This is a genomic window from Nocardia sp. bgisy134, assembly GCF_965341865.1.
Taxonomy (GTDB): domain Bacteria; phylum Actinomycetota; class Actinomycetes; order Mycobacteriales; family Mycobacteriaceae; genus Nocardia.
This window is the reverse complement of sequence record NZ_CBDQZP010000022.1, coordinates 94,787-110,626: the sequence shown is the minus strand read 5'-3', so window position 1 is coordinate 110,626 and position 15,840 is coordinate 94,787. Positions and strand designations below refer to the sequence as shown.

The window sequence follows — 15,840 nt, the reverse complement described above, 5'->3', positions numbered from 1 at the left end:
GGCAGGGGGTCAGGCGGGCTTGGCCAGACCGGAGAGCGCGCGGATGGCATCGGTCAGCGAGATCGGGTGGTCGTGCTCGATCGCGGCGAGCCCGGTCTCGAGCAGCTGGCGCATCAGCATGGACTGGGTGATACCGCGATCGGCGGCCGCGGTCTTGATCCGCGCGTCCAGCTCGATCGGCATCTTCAGCGACCGCGACACCATGATGCCTTCGGGGCCGGGGGTCGGGGGCAGCTCGACCGGTTCGTCGCTGTATTCCAGACGGGCGGCGAGAGCGGCCACCTCTTCGGGAGTGTCGGGCCATTCGGTGTTGCTCATCGCATCTTCTCCCACGTGCTGAATTCCTGGAGTTGATCCGTCGTCATCGGCTGGGCTGCCACGACCTGATGATCGGAGCCGTCCAGCATTCGCAGGGTGACGATCAACGGTCGCCCGTCATCGGTGCGACCCCAGATCGTCAGCGCCGTAACCCCGGTCACCGGGTCGACGCCACGGCGCGGCCACCGACGGTCGGCATAGAGCACCTCGATCACCTCGTGGCGCTCGATCCCGGCCAGGGCCAGAACCGTCGAGATGCCGTACCACCATTCGTAGGCCACATCCCGATCGTACCGGCCGGGTACCACCCGCGTGGTACCTGACTTCGGATACTCAGGTGCCCAGCTGCGTCGAAGGGCGGGGGACGGCCGGATGATCGTGCCTGCGCGCTTCTCGGCGCGCGGGCACGGTCGGTCGCTAGGCCTGGTCCGGGCGCAGGATGATCGTGCCGAACGCGGCGCGCTGTTCGAGCAGTTCGTGGGCGCGGGCCGCTTGGTCGAGGGGCAGCGTCGCGTCGAGGAGCGGCTGGAGCGTTCCGGCTCCGACCTCGGCGAGGACCGCCGCGCGGTAGCCCGCCACCTTGCCGAGCCATGCGGGGCCCGCGCAACCGATCAAGGTCAGCCCGCGGGTGACGAGGTCGATCGCGGTGATCGGCGCGGGACCGCCGGAGAGGAAGCCGTAGCCGAGCATGCGCCCGCGCAACGGCGTCATGAGGTCGAGCAACGCCGGTGTCGCCGGTCCGCCGATCGCGTCGAACACGACGTCCAGTGTCGTGCCGCCGAGCACGCTGCGGAGGCGGTCGGTCCACTCCGGATCGTTGTGGTCGACGACGTCGGCGGCCCCGAGTTCACGCGCTCGCGCGGCCTTGTCGGGTCCGCCCGCCGTCGCGATGACGCGCGCACCCCGGCGGACCGCGTACTGGGTGAGGTACGCGCCGACGCCGGTCGCGGCCGCTTCGATCAGCACGGTCTCGCCCGCGGTGGGCGCGGCCGTGTCGATCAGGGCGGTCGCGACCGAACCGCCCATCAGCACCGCGGCGGCGACGGCGGCGTCCATGCCGTCCGGGATGGACGTCGCCTGCGCGGCAGCCGCGACGACGAAGTCGGCATAGGCGCCGGAACCGTTGGTGGCCACCGCCACTCGACGCCCGATCAGGCCGGGATCGACGCCCGCCCCGGTCTCGGTGACGACACCGGCGGCCTGGAAGCCGAACACCAGCGGCGGCTCGGCGGGCGTCGGGAAACTGCCCGCGCGGATCGCGACTTCCGGGTACAGCACCGGGATCGCCTCCGCCCGGACGACCAGTTCGCCCGCGCCCGGCCGCGGCTGTGGCACTTCGCGCGGAACCAGCACCTCGGGCCCGCCCACCCCTGTCATTACGATTGCTCGCATCGAGAACTCCCATAAGTTGACTGACGGTCCAGATATTTCTCGCACGACGATATGGACCGTCGGTCAACTTTGTCAACGACGAAGGCGGATGACATGTCCGAGGGGCGGACCCGGGAACGGGCCGACGCCGCCCGCAACCGGCGCGCGATCCTGGACGCGACCAGGACGCTGCTCGCCGAGCGCGGGGCCGAGGGCGTCACCATGGACCGGGTCGCGGCCATGGCGGGGGTGGGCAAAGGCACCATCTTCCACCGCTTCGGCAGCAGGGCGGGCCTGCTGCACGAGTTGGTCGCCGAACCCGCGGTGGCCCTGATGGAGGCCGTCTCCAGCGGCCCGCCGCCGCTCGGGCCCGGCGCACCCGCCGCCGAACGCCTGTCGGCCTACTTCGCGGCGATGACCGACCTCGTGATCGACAACGTCGAACTCGTCGTGGCCTACAACGCGGTGCCGCCGCACCCGAGGCGCGAGGAGTTCCACGCGTTCTGGGCCGCGCACATCACCGCGATGCTCGGCGAGGCGCGCCCGGATCTGGACGCCGAAGCGGTCGGCGCACTGCTGCTCGCGCCGTTGGGTGGTGAGCTCGCTTCCGGGATGGTGCGCGCGGGGGAGGCGGATCGCTTGCGCGCCGCGATGCGCGAACTCGTGGCGTCGGTGCTGCGCGCCCCCGAGTCCGCTTGAGACGCCGGCCGGTCAGTCGCGCGCGAGGATGGCTTCGAAGCGTTCGTCGGCGCGATCGAGCTGGCCGAGGATGTGCTGCTTGACGTGGTCGGCCAGGGGTGTGTCCGGCCTGCTCACCAGATCGCGGTAGACGTCGGTGAGCGGGCGGTACTTAACGGCCAGCTTGCGCATGATCGGCCCGTCGGCGTAGAGGATGCCCACGCCGTTGTCGGTGAAATCGGAGAGCTTGACGACGCGCGCCCACGGTGCGCGATCCAGGGTCGACGCGACGTGATCGCGGTACTGCTCGTGGCTGTCGCGCTCGGGGTCGGGCTCGGGGACGGTGACGGCGGCGACGAGCTCGGCGACCCGGCCGCCGAAGCGCTCGGACAGTTCGGTGAGCGCGGCGTCGGTAGGGGAGCCCGCGCGCGTTCCCGCCAGCTCGGCCGGGTGGTCTTCCACGGAATCGTGCAGCAATCCCGCCGCCACCACGTCGGCGTCGCGCACCTCGTAGTGGCTGACGATCCGGATCGCCACGCGCAGTAGGTGATTCAGATAGGGTTCGCGGCCGTAGCGATCGTCGCGGTGCAACTCGGAGGCCAGGTCGAGCGCCTCGGTGAGGCGATCCTCGTCCGGCAGTTCCGCGATCTCGAGCAGCAGTCGTTCGCGCAGTCCCGCCTCGCCATAGACCTCGCTGATCGTGTGCAGCGGCATCACGGCCAAGACTCCCGCCCCAGGATTGCTCATACCGCCAATCTATCGGGCCGACCGGCCGCGCGCAGTGCCCTGCGACACTTTGTTCACCTGATGGACCGGAGTGATTCTCGCGCGTGGATGTACTCGGCTGGCGGCGAATGCGCTTCGCCGCCAACCATTTTCGGTTCGGATTCCGCGAGGTGCGGCAGGGCTGGGCTCAGCGCACGTCGCGCGGACGGAACTGAATGCTGATCCGAGGGCCGACCGGTTTGCGCGTCTTGGGCACCGCGTGCTCCCAGGTGCGCTGGCAGGAGCCGCCCATCACGAGCAGATCGCCGTGTCCCACCTGGTAGCGGATGCTCGCGCCGCCCCGGCGCGGCCGCAACAGCAGGGCGCGCGGTGCGCCGAGGGACAGGATCGCGACCATGGTGTCGTGCGTCGCCCCGCGACCCGAGGTGTCACCGTGCCAGGCCACGCTGTCGCGCCCGTCGCGGTAGTAACACAGGCCCGCCGTGCGGAACGGTTCGCCGAGTTCGGCGGCGTAGTAGCGGCCGAGCGCGTCGCGCGCCTCGCCGAGGATCGGGTCCGGCAGATCCGCCTGTTCGTCATAGAAATGCAGGAGCCGGGGGACGTCGACCACCCGGTCGTACATCGGCCTGCGCTCGGCTTGCCACGGGACCTCCCGCGCCAGCCGGTCGAACAGCGCGTCGGCTCCGCTGAGCCATCCGGGGCGCACGTCGACCCATGCGCCGTCGGACAGTGCCGTGCGCTGCGTGCCGTCGAGCGAGCCGAGGCGCGCGTCCCCGAACCCGTCGAACAGCGAACCCTGCAGCCATGCCGTCACCCGCCCGACCCTACCTCCATTCGAACATATGTGCACATACCCGCGCTCACATGCGGCCGAGGATGTCCCGCGCGATCGCCGTCGCGGCGGGCGCGCGACTCCGCGTCGTCGATCTCCAGATCGCCACCGCCGCGCTGGGCCGCCCCGCCGATACAGGCGACCCGACCACCGGGATCGTCACGGCGATTCGCCGGTAGCGCTCGCCCCGCGGCGACCGTGGACCACAGGTGGCGCGTCAGTGCTGGATCAAGCCGCTGACCGGGACGGGAGCGACGTGGCCGGTCGCCGGAAGGGATCGAGCCAGCGCGAGGCCGATGTCGACGAGTGATGACCGGCGTAGGCGGGCGACGTCGGGGATCGGAGTCCAGACCGACTCGGCGGTCGCTCCGTTGGGTTCCGGCCGGAGCCTGCCGCCGGTGATCCGGACGCCGTAGAAGACACCGACGTTCTGGTGCTCGGCTCCGGCGCGCGCGGCGGCCGCGGGGATCACCCGCGAGTCCACGCCGAGCAGGCGTTCGACGACCCCGTGGCAGCCGGTCTCCTCGGCGAGCTCACGGATCACCGTGTCGAATGGATCCTCCGCGTGCTCGACTCCACCGCCTGGAAGAGTCCAGGTGGTTTCGCCGCTCGGTGCGACGTGATGGGCGAGCAACACCCGCCCGTCCTCGACGCATACGGCATACGCCGCCAGCCTGAAACTCATCCCCGCAACCTCCCGCCGGACCCTATCCCGCCTCGGCGACACCCGCGATCTCTTATTGCCGCCGTTCACTTCCCGTCTTCGACCGACGAAACAACCGGTGTCCGCAGTACTCCGAAACGGCAAGCACCCTTCGGCGGGCGCGACATGAACGCGCGCCGTCGCCTCACAACCCGCGGCAGGTGGCACCGCTCACAGCCGGTTCGTGGGGCAGCTCACAGGCCGATATGCCTGGTGAAAGCCCGGTCGGAGGCGCTGTTACGCTGCTAGCCGTAAAGACATCCTTTAACGGACCGTCCGGTGAGGCGGGGAAGGAGGTCGGCATGGCCGTGCCCGGAGATCGGGCCGCCAAGTCCGGCGCTGCCGAGACGACGCACTCTCAGCGGCACACACCCGAATGGGTGTCGGCGGGGCGGGAGCTGTTGTCGGCTTCCGACGTCGGCCGGACCATCGCGCGCATCGCGCACCAGATCATCGAGAAGACCGCGCTGGATTCCGACGAGGCCGTGTCGCCGCGCGTGGTGCTGATCGGCATCCCGACTCGCGGCACCACCCTGGCCGCGCGGCTGACCGACAAGATCGAGGAATTCTCCGGCGTCCGCCCGGCCCTCGGCTCGCTCGACATCACCCTCTACCGCGACGACCTGCGCAGCCGTCCGCACCGCCCGCTGGAGCGCACGTCGGTGCCCGACGGCGGCATCGAGGACGCGCTCGTGGTGCTCGTCGACGACGTGCTGTTCTCCGGCCGCACCGTGCGCTCGGCCCTGGACGGGCTGCGCGACCTCGGCAGGCCGCGCGCCGTGCAGCTGGCCGTGCTGATCGACCGCGGCCACCGTGAACTACCGATCCGCGCCGACTTCGTCGGCAAGAACGTGCCCACCTCGCGGTCGGAGGACATCTCCGTGCTGCTGACCGAACACGACGGCCGAGACGGGGTTTATTTGCACCAGGAGGAGGCGTAGATGAGCCACATTTGCGCAGCCCTGCTCATCGGAGCCGACCGGGTGCGGGTGTCCCGCATGACCCAGGAGGCCGAGGCGTGAGACATCTGCTGAGCGTCACAGATCTGGACCGCGCCGCCGCGACCGAGCTGCTCGACGAGGCCGAGCGCTTCGAGCAGGCGCTGCTCGGCCGCGAAGTGCACAAGCTGCCGACCCTGCGCGGCCGCACCGTCATGACCGTGTTCTACGAGAACTCCACCCGCACCCGGGTGTCCTTCGAGGTCGCCGGGAAGTGGATGAGCGCCGACGTGATCAACGTCAGCGCGAGCAGCTCGTCGGTGTCCAAGGGCGAATCGCTGCGGGACACCGCGCTGACCCTGCACGCCGCGGGCGCGGACGCGCTGATCGTGCGCCACCCCGCCTCCGGCGCCGCGCACCAGATCGCGCACTGGATGGACGGATGGGCGCGCGCCGAGGGCCGGGCCTCCGGTCCGGCGATCATCAACGCGGGCGACGGCATGCACGAACACCCGACCCAGGCACTGCTCGACGCGCTGACGCTGCGTCAGCGGCTCGGCGACATCGAGGGCAAGCGGGTCGTGATCGTCGGCGACATCCTGCACAGCCGGGTGGCGCGCTCGAACGTCTTCCTGCTGCACACCCTCGGCGCCGAGGTGGTGCTGGTCGCGCCGCGTACGCTGCTGCCGATCGGCGTCGAAGCCTGGCCCGCCAGGGTCGCGCACCACCTGGACGCCGAACTGCCCGGCGCCGACGCGGTCCTCATGCTCCGCGTGCAGGCCGAGCGCATGAACGGCGGTTTCTTCCCGTCGGCGCGCGAGTACTCGGTGCGCTACGGGCTGTCCGAGCGCAGGCTCGCGCTGCTCGCGGAGCACGCGGTGGTCATGCACCCCGGCCCGATGCTGCGCGGCATGGAAATCGCCTCCGCCGTGGCGGACTCGCCGAAGGCTGCGATCCTGCAGCAGGTCACCAACGGCGTGCACCTGCGGATGGCGGTGCTGTTCCGCCTGCTGGTCGGCGCGCAGGAGGCGGTGGCATGAACGGCAACGACGAGCGGAAGGTGACGCCCGGCATGAGCGGTCAGGGCTCGGAGGAGGCAGCTCGCGTAACCACGGAGAGCCCCCGCTCGGGCCGAAAGGAGACAGCATGAGTGGGCTGTTGATCAAGGGGGCCTTGATCTACGGCGAGGGCGAGCCGGTCGACGTGTTCGTCGCCGACGGCGAGATCCGGCAGATCGGCACCGATCTCGGCATCGTGGACGCCGAGATCATCGACGCGCAGGGCCAGATCTTGTTGCCCGGCTTCGTCGATCTGCACACCCACCTGCGCGAACCGGGCCGCGAGGACACCGAGACCATCGAGACCGGCTCCGCCGCCGCCGCGCTGGGCGGCTACACCGCCGTGTTCGCCATGGCCAACACCAACCCGGTCGCCGACTCGGTGGTCGTCACCGATCACGTCTGGCGGCGCGGTCAGGAGGTCGGCCTCGTCGACGTGTTCCCGGTGGGCGCGGTGACGGTCGGCTTGGAGGGCAAGCAGCTCGCCGAGATGGGCACCATGGCCGCCGGAGTCGGCGCGGTGCGCATGTTCTCCGACGACGGCCACTGCGTCTACGACCCGCTGATCATGCGCCGTGCGCTGGAGTACTCGAACTCCCTCGGCGTGCTCATCGCCCAGCACGCGGAGGAGCCGCGGCTCACCAAGGGCGCGGTCGCGCACGAAGGCCCGACCGCCGCCAGGCTCGGCCTGGCAGGTTGGCCGCGCGCCGCCGAGGAGTCGATCGTGGCCCGCGACGCGCTGCTCGCCAGGGACGCGGCCGCGCGCGTGCACATCTGCCACGCCTCCACCGCGGGCACCGTGGAACTGGTGAAATGGGCCAAGTCCCAGGGCATTTCGATCACCGCCGAGGTGACGCCGCACCACCTGCTGCTCGACGACTCGCGGCTGGAGACCTACGACGCGGTCAACAAGGTCAACCCGCCGCTACGCGAGGCCTCCGACGCCGCGGCGCTGCGCCGGGCGCTGGCCGAGGGCATCATCGACTGCGTGGCCACCGACCACGCCCCGCACGCCGAACAGGACAAATGCTGCGAATTCGCCGTAGCACGTCCGGGCATGCTCGGGCTGGAGACCGCGCTGTCGATCATCGTGCAGACGATGGTGCGACCGGGGCTGCTGGACTGGCGCGGCGTGGCCCGCGTGATGAGCGAGCGTCCCGCGCAGATCGTCGGACTCGACGACCACGGCCGCCCCCTCGAGGTGGGCGAGCCCGCGAACCTCACCCTGGTCGACCCGGACGCCACCTGGACGGTGCGCGCCGCCGAGCTGGCCAGCATCTCGAACAACACGCCGTTCGAGGCGATGACCTTCCCGGCCAAAGTGACGGCGACGGTGCTGCGCGGCCGGGTGACCGCCCGGGAGGGTAAGGCGGTCGGCTTGGGTTCCGCGGCGCGAGCGACGGGCCCGGAGGCGGTAGCGGAGCGTGACCACGCAGGGCACCGGGAGCGCCGCCGATCCGATACAGGAGGTCCGTAGTGGAAAGAACGCTGTGGGTGGTCGGGCTGTTCGCGCTGTTCGTCCTCGCTCTCTGGCTGATGTATCGAGGCTGGACCAATCGCGAGGCACGTCAGCGGGAGCGGATCGGCGAACTGCCGCCGGTGCCCGCCGAACTCGGCGCGCAGGTGCTGGAACCGACCACCGGGATGTATCTCGGCAGCACCATCGCGCCCAGCTGGCAGGACCGGATCGCGGTGGGTGATCTGGGCTTCCGCGCTACGGCGGAGCTCACGCGGTTCGAAGGGGGAATTCTGCTCGAGCGTGACGGCGCGACGGTGATCTGGATTCCGCAGGAATCCATCACGGCGGTGCGCACCGAGCGCGGACACGCGGGCAAAGTGATGACGGAAGATGGTGTGCTGGTAATTCGCTGGAAGCTGCCGACCGGAACCGAGATAGACACCGGTTTCCGAGGTGACGACAAGACGGTGTACCCGGCGTGGGCCACGACGATGACGGGAGATGACAGAACGTGAACGAAGCGGCTGCGCTGGTGCTCGAGGACGGCCGGGTGTTCCGCGGCACCGCCTACGGCGCCATGGGCGAGACGCTCGGCGAGGCGGTGTTCTGCACCGCGATGACCGGGTATCAGGAGACCCTGACCGACCCCAGCTACCACCGCCAGATCGTGGTGGCGGCGGCACCGCAGATCGGCAACACCGGATGGAACGACGAGGACGACGAGTCCTCGAAGATCTGGGTGGCCGGCTACGTGGTGCGTGACCCCGCGCGGCGGGCGTCGAATTGGCGCGCGACCACCACGCTGCCCGACGCGATGCAGCGCCAGGACATCGTCGGCATCGCGGGCGTCGACACCCGCGCGCTGGTGCGCCACCTGCGCACCCGCGGCTCGATGAAGGCGGGCATCTTCTCCGGTCCCGCCCTCGCCGACGCCGACGCGCTGCTGGCCAGGGTCAACGGCCAGCCGTCCATGCTCGGCGCGGACCTGGCCGGTGAGGTCAGCACCGACTCGGTCTACACCATCGAGCCGACCGGCGAGCGCCGCTTCACCGTCGTCGCCGTCGACCTGGGCATCAAGACCAACACCCCGCGCATGTTCGCCCAGCGCGGCATGCGCGTGCACGTGGTGCCCTCGACCGTCACCCTGGACCAGATCCGCGAGCTGAAGCCCGACGGCGTCTTCCTGTCCAACGGCCCGGGCGACCCGGCCACCCAGGACGGCGCGGTCGCGATCACCCAGGGCGTGCTGGAGCAAGGGCTGCCGCTGTTCGGCATCTGCTTCGGCAACCAGATCCTGGGCCGGGCGCTCGGCCGCAAGACCTACAAGATGAAGTTCGGCCACCGCGGCATCAACGTCCCGGTCGTCGAGCACGAGACCGGGCGGATCTCGATCACCGCGCAGAACCACGGCTTCGCCCTGGAGGGCGAGCAGGGCGAGCAGTTCGACACCCCGTTCGGCCGCGCCGAGGTCAGCCACGTCTGCGCGAACGACGGCACCGTCGAGGGCGTGCGCCTGCTCGACGGCCGCGCGTTCTCCGTGCAGTACCACCCGGAGGCCGCCGCCGGTCCCCACGACGCCGCATATCTGTTCGACCGTTTCGCCGGTCTCATGGAAGGAGCCTGATGCCTCGCCGCGAGGATCTCCACCACATCCTGGTGATCGGCTCGGGCCCGATCGTCATCGGCCAGGCCTGTGAGTTCGACTATTCCGGCACCCAGGCGTGCCGGGTGCTCAGGTCCGAGGGCCTGCGCGTATCGCTGGTGAACTCCAACCCGGCGACGATCATGACCGACCCCGAGTTCGCCGACTCGACCTACGTCGAGCCGATCACGCCGGAGTTCGTCGAGAAGGTCATCGCGAAGGAGCGTCCCGACGCCATCCTCGCCACCCTCGGCGGGCAGACCGCGCTGAACACCGCCGTCGCGCTGCACGAGCGCGGCGTGCTGGAGAAGTACAACGTCGAGCTGATCGGCGCCGACTTCGAGGCCATCCAGCGCGGCGAGGACCGGCAGAAGTTCAAGGACATCGTCGCCAAGGTCGGCGGCGAGAGCGCACGGTCGCGGGTCTGCTTCACCATGGACGAGGTGCGCGAGACGGTCGCCGAGCTGGGCTTCCCCGTCGTCGTGCGGCCCTCGTTCACCATGGGCGGCCTCGGCTCCGGCATGGCCTACAACGACCAGGACCTCGACCGCATCGCGGGCGGCGGTCTGGCCGCGTCGCCGACCGCCAACGTCCTGATCGAGGAGTCCATCCTCGGCTGGAAGGAATACGAGCTCGAGCTCATGCGCGACGGCCGCGACAACGTCGTGGTGGTCTGTTCGATCGAGAACGTGGACCCGATGGGCGTGCACACCGGCGACTCGATGACCGTCGCACCGGCCATGACGCTCACCGATCGCGAGTACCAGAAGCTGCGCGACCTGGGCATCGCCATCTTGCGCGAGGTCGGCGTCGATACCGGCGGTTGCAACATCCAGTTCGCGGTGAACCCGCGCGACGGCCGTCTGATCGTCATCGAGATGAACCCGCGCGTCTCGCGCTCCTCGGCGCTGGCTTCCAAGGCCACCGGCTTCCCGATCGCCAAGATCGCCGCCAAGCTGGCCATCGGTTACACGCTGGACGAGATCGTCAACGACATCACCAAGGAAACCCCGGCCTGCTTCGAGCCGACCCTGGACTATGTCGTCGTCAAGGCGCCGCGGTTCGCGTTCGAGAAGTTCCCCGGCGCCGACCCGACGCTGACCACCACCATGAAGTCGGTGGGCGAGGCGATGTCGCTGGGCCGCAACTTCTCCGAGGCGCTCGGCAAGGTGCTGCGCTCGCTGGAGACCAAGGCCACCGGCTTCTGGACCCTGGACGACGGCCCGTGGGCCCCGTCAGGCGATGACGTGCAGGCCGCTGTCGACAAGATCCTGGACGACCTGCGCACGCCTATCGAGGGCCGCATCTACCAGGTCGAGCGGGCGCTGCGCTACGGCGCGAGCATCGAGGACGTGGCCGCGGCCTCCGGTATCGACCCGTGGTTCGTCGCCGAGGTCGCCGGTCTGGTCGAGCTGCGCCAGGAGATCATCGACGCCCCCGTGCTCGACGAGCCGCTGCTGCGCCGCGCCAAGCACTACGGCCTGTCCGACCGTCAGCTCGCCGCACTGCGACCGGAACTGGCGGGGGAGACGGGCGTGCGCGCGCTGCGCCACCGGCTCGGTGTGCGCCCGGTGTTCAAGACCGTCGACACCTGCGCCGCCGAGTTCGAGGCCAAGACCCCGTACCACTACTCGGCCTACGAGCTCGATCCCGCCGCGGAGTCCGAGGTGGCGCCGCAGCGCGAGCGCGAGAAGGTGATCATCCTCGGCTCCGGCCCGAACCGCATCGGCCAGGGCATCGAGTTCGACTACTCGTGCGTGCACGCGGCGCAGACGCTGTCGCAGGCCGGCTACGAAACGGTGATGGTCAACTGCAACCCGGAGACCGTCTCCACCGACTACGACACCGCCGACCGGCTCTACTTCGAGCCGCTCACCTTCGAGGACGTGCTCGAGGTCTACCACGCCGAAAGCGAGTCCGGCACCGTCGCGGGCGTCATCGTGCAGCTGGGCGGACAGACCCCGCTGAGTCTGGCGCAGCGGCTCACCGACGCCGGTGTCCCGGTGGTCGGCACCAGCGCGGCGGCCATCGACCTGGCCGAGGATCGCGGCGAGTTCGGTGAAGTGCTGGTCGCGGCCGGGCTGCCCGCGCCGAAGTACGGCACCGCCACCACGGTCGAGCAGGCCAAGAAGATCGCCGCGGGCATCGGCTACCCGGTGCTGGTTCGCCCGTCCTACGTGCTCGGCGGGCGCGGCATGGAGATCGTCTACGACGAGAAGTCCCTCGAGGGCTACATTTCCCGCGCCACCGAACTGAACCCCGAGCACCCGGTGCTGGTCGACCGTTTCCTCGAGGACGCCATCGAGATCGACGTCGACGCGCTCTGCGACGGCGAGGAGGTCTACCTCGGCGGCGTGATGGAGCACATCGAGGAAGCGGGCATCCACTCCGGCGACTCGGCTTGCGCGCTGCCCCCGATCACCTTGGGCCGCAGCGACATCGAGGCGGTGCGCCGCTCGACGATCGCGCTGGCCAAGGGCATCGGCGTCAAGGGCCTGCTCAACGTGCAGTACGCGCTCAAGGACGACGTGCTCTACGTGCTCGAGGCCAACCCGAGGGCCAGCCGCACGGTTCCGTTCGTCTCCAAGGCCACCGCGGTGCCGCTGGCCAAGGCCTGCGCGCGAGTCATGCTGGGCGCCACCATCGCCGAGCTCCGCAAGGAGGGCATGCTGCCCAGCGAGGGCGACGGCGGCCATGTCGCACTGGACGCCCCGGTCGCGGTGAAGGAAGCGGTGCTGCCGTTCCACCGGTTCCGTCGCGCCGACGGCAGCGGTGTGGATTCGCTGCTCTCCCCGGAGATGAAGTCGACCGGCGAGGTGATGGGCATCGACGCCGATTTCGGCACCGCCTTCGCCAAGAGCCAGTCCGCGGCCTACGGCTCGCTGCCCACCGAGGGCACGGTCTTCGTCTCGATCGCCAACCGCGACAAGCGGGCCATGGTGTTCCCGGTGAAGCGGCTGCACGATCTGGGCTTCCGCATCCTGGCCACCGAGGGCACCGCGGAAATGTTGCGCCGCAACGGTATTCCGTGCGAGCAGGTGCGCAAGCACTCCGAGGAGGGCCCGGCCGACGAGCCGACCATCGTGGAGCAGATCCGCGACGGCGAAGTCGACATGGTGTTCAACACCCCCTACGGCAACTCGGGCCCGCGCGTGGACGGCTACGAGATCCGCACCGCCGCGGTGGGCGTGAACATTCCGTGCATCACCACGGTGCAGGGCGCGGCCGCGGCCGTGCAGGGCATCGAGGCCTGCATCAACGGCGGCATCGGCGTGCGGTCCCTCCAGGAACTGCACTCGTCGCTGCGCGGCTGAGGCGGCGGTCGATGAAAACGTTCGGTGCGCGGCTGCGGCACGCGATGCATCACTTCGGCCCGCTGTGCGTCGGCATCGATCCGCACCCGCAGCTGCTGTCGGCCTGGGGCCTGCCCGAGAGTGCCGAGGGCCTGGAGAAGTTCGCCGAGATCTGCGTGGAGGCGTTCGACGGCACCGTCGCGCTCGTCAAACCGCAGGTGGCGTTCTTCGAGGCCCACGGTTCGGCCGGGATCGCGGTGCTGGAAAGGACCGTCGAGGTGCTGCGCGCGTCGGGGACGCTGGTGCTCGCCGACGCCAAACGCGGCGACATCGGCTCCACCATGGACGCCTACGCCCGTACCTGGCTCGGCGACGGGCCGCTCGGTTCGGACGCGGTAACCGTCTCGCCGTACCTGGGTTTCGGTTCGCTCGCGCCCGCGTTGTCGCTGGCCGAGGCCAACCACCGCGGCGTCTTCGTGCTCGCCGCCACCTCGAATCCCGAAGGGGCGCAGGTGCAGCTGGCGCGCGCCGGGGACGGGCGCAGCATCGCGCAGACGATGGTGGACGAGGCCGCCGCGCGCAACGCGGGCGCAGGCTTCGGGTCGATCGGCGTCGTCGTGGGCGCCACCCTCACCGAGGCGCCCGACCTGTCCGCGCTGAACGGCCCGATCCTGATGCCGGGCGTCGGAGCACAGGGCGGTGGCCCCGAGTCGGTGCGCGATCTGGTGCCCGAGTCGATGCTCGGCGCGGTGGTGCCGAATGTGTCACGCGAGGTGTTGCGCGAAGGTCCCTCGGTGTCGGCACTGCGTGCCAGGGTCGCCGCACTTCAGGAGGATTTCGCCTTCCTGGGGCGCTGAATCCCGCGACGGCGGATTCTTCGATCGATCACGTTCGCGGCCCGCGGGCTCGGTACCGACCGAACCCGCGGGCCGCTTTGCGGTGTCTGGCCGCCATTCTGCGGGGTTTACACGTGTTCCGCGCGGGGAAACCTGGGTGGCGTGTGGTGAATCGCGCAGGCGGCGATTCAGCGGCACGCCGTGCCCGCCTGCTCTCATCGCCGGCCCCGGACGCTATGCGCCGGGGCTTTTCGTCGTCCGCGGGTGCGATCGATCCCATCCGATGAGACAAATGTTCGATCCGACACGCGGACGAACAGCGCGACACGCGGGAAATTTCCAGAAACTTCCTGGTCGGAAGCCTGCACAGTTGCTGACACCTTGTGACGTGTCACCGCAACCGCTCCGCTAACTCTGGAATGCTTCGAAAAAACGCTGGTAGCAGGGCGTTTCCGGGATTCGGCGGTACGATCACCGCAGCGCCCGGAGCGCGACGCGCATCCGGTGCGGCTCGCCCCTAGGGCATGCAGAATCATGCGCTGACCTGGGGGGTGGGTTCGCAATCGGCGGACGTCGTGGGTACGGTCGCTGAGACCGCGCGGGTTACCGGCGGTAGATCAAGCAATGAACGATGAGACGGAGGAACCGTGGCCCTTCCCCAGCTGACTGACGAGCAGCGCGCCGCTGCTTTGGAGAAGGCGGCTGCCGCTCGCCGCGCTCGGGCGGAGCTCAAGGAGCGCTTGAAGCGTGGCGGCACCGACCTGAAGAGCGTCCTCAAGGATGCCGAGACCGACGAGATCCTCGGCAAGATGAAGGTGTCGGCGCTGCTGGAGGCCCTGCCCAAGGTCGGCAAGGTCAAGGCGGCAGAGATCATGACCGAGCTGGAGATCGCCCCCACCCGCCGTCTGCGCGGACTCGGCGATCGGCAGCGCAAGGCGCTGCTCGCCCGCTTCGACTTCGACGCCTGACGACGAGGGTGGTCGAACACACGCGGAAGGGTCGGCTGGTAGTACTGGTCGGCCCCTCGGCCGTAGGCAAGTCCACGGTCGTGCGGTGCGTGCGGGAACGCCTGCCCGAACTGGTCTTCAGTGTGTCGGCGACGACCCGGGCCCCGCGGCCCGGGGAGGTCGACGGCCTCGACTACCAGTTCGTCTCCCGTGAGCGGTTCGACGCCATGATCGAGGCGGGCGAACTCCTGGAATGGGCGGACATCCACGGCGGCCTGCAGCGGTCGGGTACCCCGGCCGGGCCGGTGCGCGAAGCGCTCGACGCGGGCATACCCGTGCTCGTCGAGGTGGATCTCGAAGGCGCGCGCTCGGTGCGCCGTGCGATGCCGGACGCTCTTCTGGTCTTCCTCGCCCCGCCGAGCTGGGACGAACTGGTCTCCCGGCTCACCTCGCGCGGCACCGAATCGCCGGAAGTGATCGAGCGCAGGCTGCAGACCGCGAGGACCGAATTGGCGGCCTGTGACGAGTTCGACATCGTCATCGTGAACGACGAGGTGACCAGCGCCTGTGAGCAGTTGGTATCGTTGTTCGTTAGCACAAATTCGAGGTAGTTGCCGAACACCCGTGTCCCGCCTCGGCCGGGGCAAGGGCGCTGACATGGCACGCTCGATTACCCGCTGATTTTTCCCACGACAACCCGCAGGAGCCTCACCAGTGAGCGACACCAAGACCGCGCCCGCGTACGACACCCCGATCGGCCTGACCAACCCGCCGATCGACGAACTGCTCGAGCGCACGTCGTCCAAGTACGCGCTGGTCATCTACGCCGCCAAGCGGGCCCGCCAGATCAACGACTACTACAACCAGCTCGGCGACGGCATCCTCGAGTACGTCGGCCCGCTGGTGGAGCCGGGCCTGCAGGAGAAGCCGCTGTCGGTGGCCATGCGCGAGATCCACTCCGACCTGCTCGAGCACTCCGAGGGCGAGTAACCCCTCCCGCGTCCGCGCGTGATGCCGCAGTATCGAACCCCCCGCGTCG

Annotated in this window: 17 protein-coding genes and 1 pseudogene; 12 read left to right on the top strand and 6 right to left on the bottom strand. The window is 69.8% G+C overall.

The features are described 5' to 3' along the window. Positions 1–9 precede the first annotated feature (9 nt). The 3 genes from ACRWNM_RS31050 to ACRWNM_RS31040 all read right to left on the bottom strand — a co-directional run bounded on the left by ACRWNM_RS31050 (position 10) and on the right by ACRWNM_RS31040 (position 1,710). The gene (locus ACRWNM_RS31050; protein ID WP_431971687.1) at positions 10–318 is read right to left on the bottom strand and encodes a CopG family transcriptional regulator; all 309 of its coding nucleotides are present in this window, start codon (positions 316–318) and stop codon (positions 10–12) included. Next, positions 315–599 (bottom strand): hypothetical protein, encoded by a 285-nt coding sequence (locus ACRWNM_RS31045; protein ID WP_431971686.1) that lies wholly within the window; start codon positions 597–599, stop codon positions 315–317. Before ACRWNM_RS31045 ends, ACRWNM_RS31050 begins: the two co-directional genes overlap by 4 nt. Positions 600–735: 136 nt before the next feature. Next, a complete protein-coding gene (locus ACRWNM_RS31040; RefSeq protein ID WP_431971685.1) occupies positions 736–1,710 on the bottom strand; it encodes a quinone oxidoreductase family protein in 975 nt (324 codons plus the stop codon). A 93-nt stretch (positions 1,711–1,803) separates the two neighbouring features. Between ACRWNM_RS31040 and ACRWNM_RS31035 the strand changes: the two genes are divergently transcribed. Then, positions 1,804–2,388 (top strand): TetR/AcrR family transcriptional regulator, encoded by a 585-nt coding sequence (locus tag ACRWNM_RS31035; protein ID WP_431971684.1) that lies wholly within the window; start codon positions 1,804–1,806, stop codon positions 2,386–2,388. 12 nt (positions 2,389–2,400) lie between these two features. Here the strand turns inward: ACRWNM_RS31035 and ACRWNM_RS31030 are convergent, their stop codons facing one another. Then, positions 2,401–3,114 (bottom strand): HD domain-containing protein, encoded by a 714-nt coding sequence (locus tag ACRWNM_RS31030; protein ID WP_431971683.1) that lies wholly within the window; start codon positions 3,112–3,114, stop codon positions 2,401–2,403. A gap of 166 nt (positions 3,115–3,280) precedes the next feature. After that, complete coding sequence (locus tag ACRWNM_RS31025) at positions 3,281–3,907, bottom strand: alpha-ketoglutarate-dependent dioxygenase AlkB (protein ID WP_431971682.1); 627 nt, start codon at positions 3,905–3,907, stop codon at positions 3,281–3,283. A 62-nt stretch (positions 3,908–3,969) separates the two neighbouring features. Between ACRWNM_RS31025 and ACRWNM_RS31020 the strand changes: the two genes are divergently transcribed. Then, a complete protein-coding gene (locus tag ACRWNM_RS31020; protein WP_431971681.1) occupies positions 3,970–4,104 on the top strand; it encodes a hypothetical protein in 135 nt (44 codons plus the stop codon). A gap of 38 nt (positions 4,105–4,142) precedes the next feature. Here ACRWNM_RS31020 and ACRWNM_RS31015 read toward each other — a convergent pair whose 3' ends face one another. Then, the gene (locus tag ACRWNM_RS31015) at positions 4,143–4,610 is read right to left on the bottom strand and encodes an NUDIX hydrolase (RefSeq protein ID WP_431971680.1); all 468 of its coding nucleotides are present in this window, start codon (positions 4,608–4,610) and stop codon (positions 4,143–4,145) included. Between the two features lie 320 nt (positions 4,611–4,930). Here ACRWNM_RS31015 and pyrR point away from each other — a divergent pair, with 320 nt between their 5' ends. The 10 genes and pseudogenes from pyrR to rpoZ all read left to right on the top strand — a co-directional run bounded on the left by pyrR (position 4,931) and on the right by rpoZ (position 15,791). Then, positions 4,931–5,569, top strand: coding sequence for a bifunctional pyr operon transcriptional regulator/uracil phosphoribosyltransferase PyrR (gene pyrR / locus ACRWNM_RS31010; RefSeq protein WP_431971679.1), 639 nt, complete (start codon positions 4,931–4,933; stop codon positions 5,567–5,569). A 77-nt stretch (positions 5,570–5,646) separates the two neighbouring features. Then, positions 5,647–6,606 (top strand): aspartate carbamoyltransferase catalytic subunit, encoded by a 960-nt coding sequence (locus ACRWNM_RS31005; RefSeq protein ID WP_431971678.1) that lies wholly within the window; start codon positions 5,647–5,649, stop codon positions 6,604–6,606. A gap of 106 nt (positions 6,607–6,712) precedes the next feature. Further along, positions 6,713–7,996, top strand: a pseudogene (locus ACRWNM_RS31000) (dihydroorotase); the annotation flags it as partial. A 104-nt stretch (positions 7,997–8,100) separates the two neighbouring features. Further along, positions 8,101–8,598 (top strand): transporter, encoded by a 498-nt coding sequence (locus ACRWNM_RS30995; RefSeq protein WP_431971677.1) that lies wholly within the window; start codon positions 8,101–8,103, stop codon positions 8,596–8,598. Then, the gene (gene carA / locus ACRWNM_RS30990) at positions 8,595–9,707 is read left to right on the top strand and encodes a glutamine-hydrolyzing carbamoyl-phosphate synthase small subunit (protein ID WP_431971676.1); all 1,113 of its coding nucleotides are present in this window, start codon (positions 8,595–8,597) and stop codon (positions 9,705–9,707) included. The genes ACRWNM_RS30995 and carA overlap by 4 nt, the downstream gene beginning before the upstream one ends. After that, positions 9,707–13,039, top strand: coding sequence for a carbamoyl-phosphate synthase large subunit (gene carB, locus ACRWNM_RS30985; protein WP_431971675.1), 3,333 nt, complete (start codon positions 9,707–9,709; stop codon positions 13,037–13,039). The genes carA and carB overlap by 1 nt, the downstream gene beginning before the upstream one ends. 11 nt (positions 13,040–13,050) lie before the next feature. Beyond that, positions 13,051–13,875: an orotidine-5'-phosphate decarboxylase gene (pyrF, locus tag ACRWNM_RS30980; RefSeq protein WP_431971674.1), complete on the top strand. Its 825-nt coding sequence runs from the start codon at positions 13,051–13,053 to the stop codon at positions 13,873–13,875. Positions 13,876–14,501: 626 nt separating this feature from the next. Beyond that, entirely contained in the window at positions 14,502–14,822 is a 321-nt protein-coding gene (gene mihF, locus ACRWNM_RS30975) for an integration host factor, actinobacterial type (protein ID WP_040708330.1), read from the top strand. An 8-nt stretch (positions 14,823–14,830) separates the two neighbouring features. Then, positions 14,831–15,412 carry a guanylate kinase gene (gene gmk / locus ACRWNM_RS30970; RefSeq protein WP_431971673.1) on the top strand — a complete coding sequence of 194 codons (582 nt, stop codon included), beginning with the start codon at positions 14,831–14,833 and terminating at the stop codon, positions 15,410–15,412. Positions 15,413–15,515: 103 nt separating this feature from the next. Further along, positions 15,516–15,791 carry a DNA-directed RNA polymerase subunit omega gene (gene rpoZ, locus ACRWNM_RS30965; protein WP_068066473.1) on the top strand — a complete coding sequence of 92 codons (276 nt, stop codon included), beginning with the start codon at positions 15,516–15,518 and terminating at the stop codon, positions 15,789–15,791. The last annotated feature ends 49 nt before the right edge of the window (positions 15,792–15,840 follow it).